This is a genomic window from Nitrosomonas mobilis (assembly GCF_900103035.1).
GTDB lineage: Bacteria > Pseudomonadota > Gammaproteobacteria > Burkholderiales > Nitrosomonadaceae > Nitrosomonas > Nitrosomonas mobilis.
The window spans coordinates 1-13,387 of the sequence record NZ_FMWO01000059.1; the positions used below are offsets into that span (position 1 = coordinate 1).

At 43.4% G+C, this 13,387-nt stretch carries 12 protein-coding genes; 5 read left to right on the forward strand and 7 right to left on the reverse strand.

Annotated features, from left to right (window positions below):
* From NSMM_RS10045 to NSMM_RS15720, 6 genes are all read right to left on the reverse strand, one after another.
* Positions 1-860 (reverse strand): IS1595 family transposase (locus tag NSMM_RS10045; protein WP_090283480.1); only part of this gene is annotated, 860 nt, incomplete at its 3' end.
* A gap of 125 nt (positions 861-985) precedes the next feature.
* Positions 986-1,417: a transposase gene (locus tag NSMM_RS10050; protein ID WP_090287092.1), complete on the reverse strand. Its 432-nt coding sequence runs from the start codon at positions 1,415-1,417 to the stop codon at positions 986-988.
* 142 nt (positions 1,418-1,559) lie between these two features.
* Positions 1,560-1,883: a hypothetical protein gene (locus NSMM_RS15230; RefSeq protein ID WP_143001925.1), complete on the reverse strand. Its 324-nt coding sequence runs from the start codon at positions 1,881-1,883 to the stop codon at positions 1,560-1,562.
* A gap of 94 nt (positions 1,884-1,977) precedes the next feature.
* Positions 1,978-4,068 carry a TonB-dependent receptor gene (locus NSMM_RS10060; RefSeq protein WP_090287096.1) on the reverse strand — a complete coding sequence of 697 codons (2,091 nt, stop codon included), beginning with the start codon at positions 4,066-4,068 and terminating at the stop codon, positions 1,978-1,980.
* A gap of 141 nt (positions 4,069-4,209) precedes the next feature.
* Positions 4,210-5,322 carry a PepSY-associated TM helix domain-containing protein gene (locus NSMM_RS10065; RefSeq protein ID WP_218121084.1) on the reverse strand — a complete coding sequence of 371 codons (1,113 nt, stop codon included), beginning with the start codon at positions 5,320-5,322 and terminating at the stop codon, positions 4,210-4,212.
* A 758-nt stretch (positions 5,323-6,080) separates the two neighbouring features.
* Entirely contained in the window at positions 6,081-6,221 is a 141-nt protein-coding gene (locus tag NSMM_RS15720) for a hypothetical protein (protein ID WP_176753936.1), read from the reverse strand.
* 18 nt (positions 6,222-6,239) lie between these two features.
* Between NSMM_RS15720 and NSMM_RS15725 the strand changes: the two genes are divergently transcribed.
* Positions 6,240-6,401 (forward strand): hypothetical protein, encoded by a 162-nt coding sequence (locus tag NSMM_RS15725; protein WP_176753937.1) that lies wholly within the window; start codon positions 6,240-6,242, stop codon positions 6,399-6,401.
* A gap of 79 nt (positions 6,402-6,480) precedes the next feature.
* Here the strand turns inward: NSMM_RS15725 and NSMM_RS10070 are convergent, their stop codons facing one another.
* Positions 6,481-7,671, reverse strand: coding sequence for a hypothetical protein (locus tag NSMM_RS10070; RefSeq protein ID WP_218121085.1), 1,191 nt, complete (start codon positions 7,669-7,671; stop codon positions 6,481-6,483).
* A gap of 184 nt (positions 7,672-7,855) precedes the next feature.
* Between NSMM_RS10070 and NSMM_RS10075 the strand changes: the two genes are divergently transcribed.
* From NSMM_RS10075 to NSMM_RS10090, 4 genes are read left to right on the forward strand one after another with little or no spacing between them, the layout of a single operon-like run.
* Positions 7,856-9,541, forward strand: coding sequence for an IucA/IucC family protein (locus tag NSMM_RS10075; RefSeq protein ID WP_090287101.1), 1,686 nt, complete (start codon positions 7,856-7,858; stop codon positions 9,539-9,541).
* A 46-nt stretch (positions 9,542-9,587) separates the two neighbouring features.
* Entirely contained in the window at positions 9,588-10,367 is a 780-nt protein-coding gene (locus tag NSMM_RS10080) for a GNAT family N-acetyltransferase (protein ID WP_218121086.1), read from the forward strand.
* Entirely contained in the window at positions 10,364-12,109 is a 1,746-nt protein-coding gene (locus NSMM_RS10085; RefSeq protein WP_090287105.1) for an IucA/IucC family protein, read from the forward strand. The genes NSMM_RS10080 and NSMM_RS10085 overlap by 4 nt, the downstream gene beginning before the upstream one ends.
* Positions 12,093-13,379, forward strand: a complete 1,287-nt coding sequence (locus tag NSMM_RS10090; RefSeq protein WP_090287107.1) for a lysine N(6)-hydroxylase/L-ornithine N(5)-oxygenase family protein — start codon at positions 12,093-12,095, stop codon at positions 13,377-13,379. Before NSMM_RS10085 ends, NSMM_RS10090 begins: the two co-directional genes overlap by 17 nt.
* Positions 13,380-13,387 lie beyond the last annotated feature (8 nt).

Sequence of the window (13,387 nt, forward strand, 5' to 3'; positions counted from 1 at the left end):
AAATCAAAACGGCGATTGAAGCGATAGGAGAATTCTGCAAGATAGCGCTGTGCATACTTGGCGTGATTGAATGCATGGTAGGTTCCGCTGAAGGCAGTCTTGAGATTGCCAAGAAGCGTATTGACCCAGCGAAACTCGGCACGCTGCACAGCAGATTTGCCACTTCCCACAATATGGCGCTCATGCTGCGCGGCTGTATGCGTAACCGCCCCGAAACACCCCAAACCATCAGATACGACTCGTGCAGTAGATGACAGACATTCAGCCGACCACTGTTTGAGCGCTTCATATGTAAAACCCGCTACGGGAGTCAAGCGTATATAAAGTGGCTTCCCCTCGCTGTTTGTTTGTATTGCCGCTACAAATGGCGTCTTACTTGCCGCGCCCCGCCCGCGCTTTCCCGGCCTTTCACCTCCCAGATAAGCATCGTCAACCTCCACGCGTCCATCCAGACGGCGTTGCTCTTCGCGCAGCAGCATGGTCTGTAACAGCTTATGCTTGATCGACCATGCCGTTTTGTAACTTACCCCCAGCTGACGTTTGAGTTCCAATGCACTGACCGCATTCTTGCTTTGCGTCATCAAGTAAATGGCCAGAAACCAGGTTCTTAGCGGTAATTTAGTATTTTCAAACACGGTGCCGACAATTGAAGAACATTGGTAGCCACAATCCAGGCATTCCCATAGCTTGCGGCCGTTATGGGTACAGGAATATCGCTCCCCATCGCAGCGCAGGCATCTCCAGCCATGTGGCCACCTCGCAGCAAACAATGCTGCTTCACATTGTGCTTCCGTGCCATATTGATGCAGAAATTCATGCAGTGACAGGCCTGCCTGAAACTGAATTTTATTCATCGCCATTGCCATCCTCCTCTGATTTTGCTACGTTTCTTCGCAATTTGTAGATTTTACAAGATTTCTGAGAGAAGTAACTAATCAGGAAGCCTTTTGAGTAGAAGGACCGGGAAGGCCAAGTGGATGAACTGCTAGCTGGTGTTGATCATTCGCTCGCAGTTCATCCACAGTCTTCTATTCTTTTCCAGCCGTGCGAGACTACGCTCGACGATCCATCGCTTGGGCATGACCTTGAATGTGTATAGTTCGCAGCGTTTGGCAATCTGTACTTGCACATGCGCACCCGGGATTTCGCGCGCACCCTGTGCAAAGGGCTGGCCCACATAGCCGTTGTCGCACAGCAGGCTTTGCACTCGCCCAAGCTTAGGTTTACAGCGGCGCAGCGCCTGTAGTACTCCTTTTCGGTCTGTCACCTCGGCTGTGGTTGCGGCCACCGCGTGCGGCAGCGCCCTTGCGTGTCCACCGCGATGCGGCGCTTGATGCCCGAAACCCTTCTTGTCCACGTCATAGTCCTTCTGGCCTGCCGTGCCCGTGTTCTTCATACTCTGTGCGTCCACAATCAAGAACGTGCTGCAGGCGTTGCGCCCCCGTTTCTCGCGGGCCGCACCAGCCTGATTTTTTTAATACCTGCTCCAGCAGACCGCCTTCTTCGCGGGGCTTACTGCAAATGGCCCAGTATGAGTGCACTTGCGCCACTTGGAAAAGTCACTGGGCAGGGTTCGCCACTGGCAGCCGGCAGCCCATGTACAGCAGGTACAGCAGGTACAGCACCGTGCAGGATACCTCGTACAGATCTACTTGACGTGTGGTGCTGTCCTTTTGCGGGCATTCTCCAGAAAAAGCCTGATAACCATAGTGGATACCAATTTTCTGGCGATACATTAAGATGGTGACCTGCTGTAAAAGGAGCAGGAAATGAGTGGAATAAAGCGCAAGAATTTTACGGGTAATTTGAAGACTAAAGTTGTACTTGGAGCAATCCGCAGTATAAAAACGGTGAATGAAATAGGCCAGGAGATTGGCTGGCACTTATCACAACGTATCGTCCAAGTATATAGCAAGAGTATCTCAATGAGTTCTGCTACTGGCCTAACCCGCGTAGCTAACGGCATAATGATTATTGTTACCAGTTAAATGCATAGTTAATACCGACAATGCGCCCCGGTCCCTTGGCAAAACCAAACGGCGAAACTGATGCTTGACTAACCAACGTAAAGTAATTTTCATTCAGCAAATTATTCACTGCCACAGTAAGATGGCCAGGCCCCACCGCTACACGGGTGGTTAAATCAACTATGGTGTAATCATTGACATCGGCGCCACCGAATTGAGTCGAATTGGAGCTCCGGTCGCCAACATACAGCACCTGCACCCGGTTATGCCACCAAGTCTTTGGGCTATATTCAAGAAAACCAGATAATTTAACCGGCGAAATGCGCGTACTGGGTAGGTCTTCTTCAAAGCTGCCATTATCGTCGAGATCCACCTCGCCCTCCGCCCAGCTTACCGTACCGCCAGTATTCCATTGCTTATTAATGCGATAAGACAACGCGCCCTCAACACCCCAAATACGCTCAGGCTGCTTCACGATGCTCAAATCACGGTTAAAAGTAGTGCCGTTATTTGAACTACTGTAGAACCCGGCAACAGAAGCCTGCACAGGCCCTTTATTGGCGCGCAGGCCGACTTCGTAGCTATCCACTTTCTGTGCTTCAGATTCAAGTTGACTCGCGCTGGTAATAGAAGCATTTGCATCTCGGATAGCGCGGCCAATGTCAGCAACTGAAAAGCTTTGATTAAAACTACCAAATAAATCAAGGAAATCAGTTAAGTAAAATACGGCACTCCCATTAAACAAAGTCTTACCATAATTCAGTTTGCCACTTTCTACAAATGACCCACCGCGATTGACGATATCAGAAACATCCACAGTAATATCTTCATGCCGAAAACCGCCGCGTACAAGGCCGATGGTACTTAGCGGCAATTCAAGCTCCATAAAACCGGCAAAAGCATCTTGCTTCATATAAGGTACAACAGTGGGACCATCCAACCCTTTCTGTACCGCTTTATCGCGCAAGTAATCAACACCCCAAACGAGGCTAAAATCGTAGTTCTTAATTTTTAATGGCGTATCGATGGTCAAACGAGAGCCAAATTTCTCTGTCTGAACCTCTGTTTGAGCAAAACCAGGAAACTTCGCAAAGCGCGCCGTCAAATCACCATAATAGCCTTTCAGTGCAACTCGACTGCCAAAAAAATCGCGGTTAATGTAATCTAAGCCAACAATTGTGTTTTCGGTGCCGGGATCAAATACATTCGTACGACCGCGTACCGCGGGCGTCCTGATACCCTTTGCGGGATCACCGAGGCCAAAAGTATATTTGGTGTCTTGTTTGATATTAAAATGATCAACTGTCACCTGTACACGTTGACGATTATTATCAAAGTTATACCCGAGTTTGCCGAGGATATTGTAGTTGTTGGTATCGGCCAAACCACCCTGAACCCCGATTGGGTCCGGTGCAATACGATGACCACCGGAATCAAAAAAACCACCGCTCTGACCATATGTTCCGGATAGTAAATAATCAACATTATCCCTTGTACCGGAAACACGGTGCGTCGTTTCCCAGCGTATAGAATCATCAAAGTGCTGAGTGGAAAAACGCATACCTGCCTTAGAATGACCATCGAGAAGCTTCTTTGACGGATTCTTGGTGATAATATGAACCAGCCCACCTGCTGCGCCGAATCCATACGCTGCCGTACCGCCACGCACCACCTCAATCCGCTCAATAGCATCCACGTCAATGGTATTAAGATCGCGACTGCTCGACCGTAACGCGGTTGACTGTGGAATGCCGTCAATCAATACAAGGTAATCGCGTCCACGCAATGTTTGTCCAAAAGTGGACAGCGCTTCTGTACCGGGACCAAGACCAGGCACTGTTTTAGCCAGAACTTCGCCTAAATTTCGCGATAAGCCGGATTGCTGCTGTATTTCTTCATGTGTTATTACAGTCACCGAGCGCGTCATTTCTGAAACGGATGTCTCAGTACGCGTAGCTGTCACTACGACCGGCTCCATACTCACACTTCCGTCAGATGCGTTCTGAGCTAATATGTAACTTGGCAGCAAGCAACCAATAAATGATAAGTGAGTGGCTAGAATAGTGCGCCATTGATGAACCAAATACAGTTTTGTTGTCATTTGTAGACCCGCTTTTAATAGAAACAATAGTAATAATGTTAATAATAATTATTAACATTATAGGTATGAATTTCCTAAATTCCGCTTAATTAATTACTGCATGATTTTGGTATATATGGCTAAGCGGAAACGTAAAAAAACCTAGCAGCGGTCATCAATCGGACCACGGGCATTTTTACGAGCTTCACCGGGAGTCTTCTGTCGTCGATACCACCAGGTATAGGCACCAGTAACAAAAAGGATCGTCGGGATTAAACCGGCTATAAATATAACGGTGCGGCCCGGCAATCCCGCCACCGTCCCGATATGTAAAGGATATTTAAGATCGGCTATTTGTTGACCGGTACCGCTAAGTTTAACATCGTGATTCATAAGCACTTCACCCGTAACAGCATCCATCGCAACATAGCTGGTGCCATTTGGGTGGGAGTCATCCAGATACCTTAGTCTGACCAAAAAAGGCATATCTGGTTGGGTCGGAAACTTTATCCAAGTTGCAGTTGCACCCGGAATAGCAGATTCCGCTGTTTTCAGTAACTCACTGGGAAACTTCTGTACCGCTCGTGATTCAGCCGCATCAATCAATGGCGGCCGCTGCAAACCTGGCCCCCCGAAGATCGCAATCAACGCAGCATTTGTTTGCTTGTGAAAGACCATCGCGGCACCCGTCAGCGCCGCAATAAAAAGTAACACCATTGAAATCAATCCTACGGAACGATGCAATGCAAACCAGTGCGCCACTCGTGACTCTTTCTTGGGAATGCGCAGCGCATTGAGCAATTTCCGCCAACCCGGCCATGCCAACCAAAGTCCGGTTAGAACCATCAATAGCAGGACTAAACCCATAACGCCGTTGGCTAATAGTCCTTCATCCCCAGCCAATAAATGTACATGAAGATCATGCAGAAAACCCAGAAAACCGGAATGCTCCTCACGATGACCAAGAATCTCCAAAGTCCAAGGGTTGACATAAACAAGTTGCAACTCCTCACCCTCCATCCAGTACTCGATACTCCGACTTGACTCACGCGGCAAACGTGCCAACAACAGCGCGCGATTTGGAAAACTAGACTGAACTTTGCCTGTTGCTTCATCCAGCTTGATCAGACCAGGTTGCGGCTCCACATACCACAACCCCGAATTGAAATAGGTGTCCAGCTCATCATCGAATACCAACACACTGCCGGTCAGCCCGGATAAACAAAATAGCCCACCGACAATAAGTCCAACCCACAAATGTATTTTTTGTAACAAACGACATCCTTTGTAGTTAAAAATTAAAATAACTGAGCGATTCCTAGAACGAGGGTAATAAATATACCCATAGATAAAAGAAGCCCCTCAAATCACTTAGCTGACTAATGGTGTGCAAAATACGACAGCTGTTAAAGTCTGTTCACAAATAATCCTGTAATACCTATGGATTATTTGCTATAAACAATGGTAATGATAATGATTGTTATTACTATTTGCAATACATGGCTTGAATTTTTTGCGAATAATTCAAGTTTTAAAGTGGATTTGTGCTGAATTGAGCTTGCTTAAACTTAACGATTCTGTGACACACATGTCCAGGCTACAGACAAAGCTAATCGGAAATTTGTAACAACTCGCCCAAATTAACTTTGGGTTGCGAGACATCATACTTGTTGCAACTTGAACGGAATACGTTTATGTGGCTTTTATAACAGATGTCTTAAGTTTAGGCATTCATTACCAGGGAATCAGTCCTTAGGGCAGAATCGGAGCAGCGACACGAGACGTAAATAATCTCAAATGAGCAAAAATTATTTGATAGAAGTGAAGCTTAGCGCGGTTGACGCCCGATGTCCTATGCTCAAACTGCTCATCTTCGCCTGTCAGGTTGGATGGCACGTGCAATCAGCGTCCGGACACTACGGCTGGTAAGAGCCTTATTCGAGATAGTCAACGTGCTTTGCCCAAGGAGACCCTCAATCTAGTCATCGACGACACGTTGATTCCACGCCAATCGGAGAAGACGCCAGGCAGTATCATTCGGCACGGCCATGCCAGAAAGCACAACTGGACACACTTTCTGCTGACGCAATGCTGGTCACGTTGAGCGTCAGCGTGCTGGACAGTGCGACAGAAAGTATGCGTTGCCGGTTGTGTCCCGCTCTGCTCTCCGCCACCGGTAATCTCACAGCAAGTTGACTATCGTACTGGCGTTAGTACGCAGCCTGACGCCCGTGATGATGTGCAAGCGCACCCGGCTACTGTTCTATGCCCGGCTCATGCGAGTGCGGCTAATATTGTTGCCACTACTGTCACGCCTGGGCGCGGATGTCCCAGAATTTACGGAAGCAAAATGACGCCCGAGGCAACTCAAAATTTACCAGTAACCGAAATCAGGCTGGCGCTGAGAATCTGAAATGGCAGGTTCTCACCAACCTAGCTTTCTTTATCTACCGCCAATGCCCGCCGCAGGCCTGTGCTGGTTGGAATAGCAGTAAGCGCAAGTGCTGCAGCGATGAAAAGTGGTAGATTTGAGGTGCTTTCAAACAACGGGCCTGCGAATGTAACGCCCAGTAAATGCCCAAGGATACGTGCAGTATATAGATCGGCGCTTGCGTGCGCTTGCGCATGCGCATGCGGTTTGCCGCATGCTGCAGCGCCGGCAGCCGAAGCGGGCAGTAATAAAGCCAGTGAAATTGAGACTAATATTAATCCGGCGGGCAGTACCGATGGGCAGATAGTAATTAATGTTGCGCCTAAAGCCATACCCAATGGAGACCATGTCATCAGCATGCTTGGATCGAGGCAAAAGCGGATACTTGCAAATTGAGCCAGCATCATGCAAGCAGCTATACATGCGAGTAATAATGCGGTGTAGATTAGCGTGTCCTCGAGAGTGGTGCCCCATTCAGCAGTGAGATAAGGTCCGATAATGAACTCGGTGAGCCCCAGACTCATATGAATAAGTGTTGTTGGTATAGCAATAATTGCCTGCGGCCATCGACTGACTATTGATGCGGGAAGTGTATTGGCTTGTTGAGCGTATTCAGGCGGTAACAGTGTCCACGCAGCAAGTGGCAGTCCTATCAACAGAGCAAACACCATCTCCGGCCTGTATATTATTAATCCTGCCGTTATCAAAGGAACCAGTACACGACCGGCGCTGATTACCGCGCTCATCTGTGTTAGTACTATAAAACGTAAGTGCGCAGGGTGTTCACTGACCAGCCAGGTCTGCACTATTGGATAGATGCCCGAGACGGTTAGTCCGAAAGTAAATCGCGTAATAAATAACATTCCCATCAACATGATTACTCCGATCATTTCATGTGCACTGGCAAACATGGTTGCGACGAACAATGCCTGGCTTATGGTTGCAGTAATCAGAAGTCGTTTCAATAGCTGACGACGGCGTCCCGGTACTATTCGTCTTGGCCAAGTGTAGCCGCCAATTAAGAATGCTAGTGCAGAAAGCCCCAGAATTGGACTCAGTTGACTTATTCTTAAGTCAGTCAATATCAGGATAATGGGTAGCGCGATGACGAATAAACTTTGTGTCGACCCGACCATTGCAACAGGCAGGGTAAGAAGAATTGGCGAGACTGGCACAATTTTGTTCTGACTCACAGTAGATTCGATTGTTTTAAAAAATTTTATATTTTAATAACGATAATTATAATGCAAATGATTTGCATTTACAAAAATTAATCGGTGCTTTATTATTAGCCGATCTAACCTGGAGACAGGTAGCTTGTAAACGAAGATTTATTGAGCAATAAGCGAAAAATGTTGACTTTATTATTGTATTGAAATGACTCAGGACGATTTGAATACCCGACAGCTTGCTGAGAAATACTCTGCTACCGCGCTCGTAAATTCCCTGTTAAGAGAATGGCATGACTTTGAGGTAGAAAGCAATGAGATTGTATTTAAAAATAAATATCAATCTTTGAGTATTGTTCTAGAAAATTTTTCGACCGTAGGAAGTCATGCCTATACAAATATTTTTTACAGAACAGCAGGCAGGGAAAAAACATCTTTAAGCTTTAAGGAATTCGTGCAAGAGCTACTTAAGCTTGTAAATAAAGATGATAGAAAACCAGTGTTATTTCTAAGAATAATGGAAAGCTACAAAAACCTAACGGAGATTTTAAGTTATCGGAGAGCGGATTATGAAGGTCTCCTCAGCAGTAAGTACTGGTCTTTCATAGACGCCGAGCAGGCATTAATACTCGGGCATAACTTTCATCCATGCCCTAAAAGCAAAGTACAGTTTAAAAATCATGATCATCAATTATTCGCACCCGAGTTTGGCGGTTCTTTCTCTCTTCAGTGGGTATTGCTGAACAAAAAATATTTTATTCAAAACAACGCCCAATACTTTAATGATCGAAATTGGTGTGTGAATCTTTTTGTACAAGATCATAGCCGTCACCCGGGTAATCAGTACGTACCGTTTCCTTTTCACCCGTGGCAATTTAATGCGCTAAAAAACAATAAAGAGATTCAAATACTCATGAAGAATGAGGATATGGTACTGGTTAAAAAAGAAGGACTGCTCAAATGGAAGGCAACCAGCTCTTTAAGAACTATTTACTGTGAAAATAGTGACTATATGCTTAAATTTTCACTTTCATTGAGAATCACAAACTCCGTAAGACATTTGCAAGAAGTCGAAGTTGTCAGGGGGCTTCAGGTCCATGATGTAATGAGCTCAACATATGGAAAGCAATTTCTCATTGAAAATAAAAATTTTCACATCCTAAATGAACCTTCTTTTTTGGCGATTAAAGGCCGGTCCAAATCAATACTTTTGGATACGATTGTTTTGGTCAGAGAGAATCCATTTCGAGAAAAGCAAGGCAAAAAGGAGACGATTGTTTTATCGACCATTACGCAAATTAATCCTTATTCAGATAACGGCTTTTTTTCCTTGCGCAATGTTGATGCTAAAAAATGGTTTAGTCTTTATCTGGAAAACGTGCTCGATCCATTCATTATGGCGCAAGCCAACTACGGTATTCTTTTTGGCGCGCACCAACAAAATATTATTGTTGAATTAACAGATAGTTATCCATGCGGTGTTATTTTTAGGGATTGCCAGGGCACAGGATATACCCGGCTCGGTTATGAAAGAATGAAAGCGGAGGTTTGCTCACTAAACTTACAAAATGGCAATGTTTTAGACGACCCAATGGCACATTCTCTTCTTGGATACTATCTCATCATTAACTCTACATTTAGTCTGATTAATGCCTTGGCGGTACAGCGCGCATGTACTGAAAAAGAACTGTTGCGGATGCTTGTTAACTATTTGCTAGTCAAGAAACATAGTAATATCCTGGATCCTTCCTTTGTTGATTACTTGCTTTACTCAAGCATGATCAAACAAAAAGGAAATTTTTTCTGTTGTTTACATGGCATTAACGAGAATACGGAAAGAAATCCTTTAGATATCTACAACGCTATCAATAACCCGCTATTTAATATTCAGTAAGGTTTTGATTATGCATGAATCCACTTCAATGATTAGGCATGTTTTCTTGGAAAGAGAACAATCACTCAAAGCCCACTTTACCCCTGATACCAAAAATATAGTAATTGCTCTAGATCATCAAAAGATAACAATTAGCCGGAGCGAGTTTTTTCAATTTGCTCCTTATTGGATAAAGTCGTCTGAAAAAGATCTTTATCCCGTAATTTGGACCACAACAAATAATGTATCTCATCCAGTAAGACACAACCCCGAGAAAGGGGCGCTGCTGTATGAAAGATATATTTATGAAATAAACAAAACAATTGTTTTCAGAGTCATTGATCCAGATAAAGATTTGGGGGTGTTCTCAATGTGGCATAACCAAGCGCGCATTTCAGCGTATTGGGAGCTTGAGGGCGAAAAAGAAAAACATCTTGAATATATAAAAAAGAATTTAAACGATCCGCACCTTCTCCCTGCGCTACTAGAAATTAATGGCGAACCTGCAGGTTATTTTGAGTTTTATTGGGTCAAGGAAGATCGCTTGGGCCCTTACTATGACAGCAGCGATTTCGATAGGGGGTTCCATTTCCTCATTGGGGAAAGGAAGTTTTTAGGGCTTAAAAATACTGACGCGGTATTGAAAAGTGTTGTGCACTTCCTTTTTCTTGATGACCCCAGAACTTTAAAAGTAATGGCCGAGCCGCGCTCGGATAACAAAAAAGTGTTGAAATACGTCGATTCTTTTCCTGTCTGGAGAAGGGTTAAAGAGTTTGACTTTCCCCATAAGCGCGCCGTGCTTTTAGAGTGCACCCGAGAAAGGCTTTTTACAGGTGCGCATTTATGAGCTGGGAAATCGTCAATAGGAATCTCATCGTCAAGGCTATCAGTGAGCTTTACTACGAGGAGGTTATTTACAACGAAATCAGAGAATTAAGTAAGGGCTCGTACACTTTACAGTTAAGTGAAAAATTAACATACAGCTTCAAGGCATATCAAAGTATATGGCGTGATCTAGTAATTAGTGCAGATTCTCTAACAAGAAGTGATGGCCTGGAACTCGACGCTGCCAGCTTTTTTAAAGAAACGCAGCATCTAACAAAAATGGGAGACATTACGCTGGCCAATTTTCTAGAAGAAATGTTCCATACATTATATAGCGACCAAGTTATGCTACAAAATCCTATATCTGTGGACAAAATGCAGCAACTAGATTCCTTGGAAATAGAGGCGTATCTCAATGGACATCCTAAGCTTATTCTAAATAAAGGCAGGATTGGATGGTCTCCGAACGATCTTTCTGCTTTCTCGCCAGAGCAAAGTAGCGAGATTAGATTTTGCCGTGTAGCGATCAAAAAAGATATTCTTGTGACTAACTGTCAAAAGAATAAATCTTTTAGTGAAATTATTTATGCCGACTTGCCAGAACAAGATTTTAATGGCTTGCAAGAAGCATGTATCGATAAAAAAATTGATTTTGATTCTTATTATATTGTTCCGGTACATCCCTGGCAGTGGGAAAATAAAATTCAATTTTTTTTCCAAAAGGATATCGATCAAAAAAGCATTGTATATTTATCTAGTGCGGGAGATCACTACAAGCCGCATATATCGATTAGAACCTTTTCTAATTGTAATAACAGAAATCTATACGATATTAAGGTCCCCATCTCCATTTTAAATACGTCATGTGTACGAGGAATTCCCGCGCATTATATTTCCGTGGCCTCGGAAATATCAGACGGGGTTGAGTCCATACTAAAGCAAGATGGAGTTTTTTTAGAGGCAAATACAGAATGTTTAAAGGATGTTGCAGCTTTTAGCTATATTGCACCCGCATATCGTGATATTCAAGATGCGCCGTATCGATATAAAGAGTTTCTCGGTGCAGTTTGGAGAGAACCCAGTACAACTAAGCTTCAAGTAAACGAAAAATGTTTGATGACCGGATCGCTGGCTTATTTGGATGAAAATGGACAATCATTCATTGGGCACCTGATAGAGCAGTCTTTGTTATCAATTGAAGCATGGTTAGAAGAATATTTTAAAAAAATTATTATCCCGCTTTATCACCTTCAGTCTCAATATGGCATCGGTCTGGTTGCACATGGTCAAAACACAATACTGAAGCTTAAAAACAGCATTCCTTCGGGTTTAATCGTTAAAGATTTCCAGGGTGATTTGCGTTTAAATGAAAATCTCCCTACTGAAACGAGACGGCAATTTTCTGCCTCTACGATAGATAAACTGGATTTTCTTCCTGCTGAGCACATTATTCATGATCTGATCACTGGTCATTTCGTTTCGGTGCTTAGGTTTATTTCCCAAGCACTTTATTTGTCTCACCGCTATCAAGAGAAAAAATTTTATCATTTATTGGGTTCGATAATCTCAGATTACGAAAATAAATACCCAACAAAATCAAATACTCCGAGCTTGCTAACTCGTAATTTTCAACGCGTCCTGTTAAATAAAGTCCGTTTCGAAATTGGCTATCAGGATTCTGCGCAAAGACCTAAGCCACAACTTGGAAATCCTCTTCTAAATCCTCTGATAGCGAAAGGCGATTTGCATGAGCAAAATATTTGATTTGATTGGAGTTGGAATCGGTCCATTCAATTTGAGCTTGGCGGCTGTTTCAGAAAAAAATACAGCATTAAAGACACATTTTTTTGATCAAAAACCCATGTTTCAATGGCACTCGGAAATTATTTTTCCAGATTCTGATATGCAAACAGCTTTTTTAAAAGATTTGGTAACTGGCGTTGATCCTACAAGTCCGTATTCCTTCTTAAACTATCTTGTAAAAAATGGCCTTTTCCATTCATTTATGAACACCAATAGAAATGTGGTGACCAGAAAAGAGTTTGAGTTGTATTGTCAGTGGGTAACCCAGAAAATGCCGGAAAGGTTATCTTTTAACTCTAGAATTGAAACACTCGAATATGACGGTAATTTTTTTGTTATTGGTAACAAAACAAAGAAATACAAGACTAAAAATATTTGTATCGGCACAGGAATCAGCCCAAAAATTCCAGATTTTGCGGCACCGTATATAAACAAAACATTCTTTCATGCTAAATCAGAGTTTTTAGAAAACCTAAATGTGAATGATAAGCGGGTTACTATTATTGGCGGTGGCCAAACCGGTGTCGAAATTTTTAGAAATGCGCTGAAAGAGAAATGGGGTAACGCCAAATCAATAACGCTTGTTTCCAGCAGGCCAAGCTTAGAACCTTTGGATGAATCTGCGTTCACTAATGAGTACTTCAGTCCTAATTATGCAGAATGTTTTTTTTCAATAAATACTTGGCAAAAAAAAAGTATTGTTAATTATCAAAAATTATCTAGCGATGGGAATACACCAACTTACTTACAAGATCTTTATAATGATCTTTATTTATCTCAAAACGTAGATAGATCGCCAGTTAAATTTAAAATTCTTCCATACCGGCGACTCGAGAGGGTAAAGAAGAATAAAGAGCAATACGAGCTGAGCCTGTCCAATCATTTTACCCAACAGAAAGAGTGCCTTAATGCTGATATTGTCATCCTATGCACTGGGTTCGAGAACAATATTCCAACATTTATCAATTCGATAAAACATTTTATTCAGTTTGACGATAATGATTGCTTTCTGATTAACAGGGATTTCTCAATTCAATGGGAAGGGCATGAGGATAACAAGATTTTTGCACAGAATTTTAGCAGATACGAACACGGAATTTTCGAGCCGCAAACAAGCATGATGGCATGGAGATCAGCAGTTATTACCAACGCAGTTTCTCAACAAGAGATTTATCAAACCAAAGGCTTTGTGCCTAATTTTTTAAGCTATGAAAGTGCTGAATGGGCTTAAAGCAGGTC

What these genes read in the sequence shown, in the direction of transcription:
- NSMM_RS10060 (WP_090287096.1), bottom strand. Translation starts at nt 4,068, where the DNA reads ATGACAACAAAACTGTATTTGGTTCATCAATGGCGCACTATTCTAGCC.
- NSMM_RS10075 (WP_090287101.1), top strand. Translation starts at nt 7,856, where the DNA reads ATGACTCAGGACGATTTGAATACCCGACAGCTTGCTGAGAAATACTCT.
- NSMM_RS10085 (WP_090287105.1), top strand. Translation starts at nt 10,364, where the DNA reads ATGAGCTGGGAAATCGTCAATAGGAATCTCATCGTCAAGGCTATCAGT.
- NSMM_RS10090 (WP_090287107.1), top strand. Translation starts at nt 12,093, where the DNA reads ATGAGCAAAATATTTGATTTGATTGGAGTTGGAATCGGTCCATTCAAT.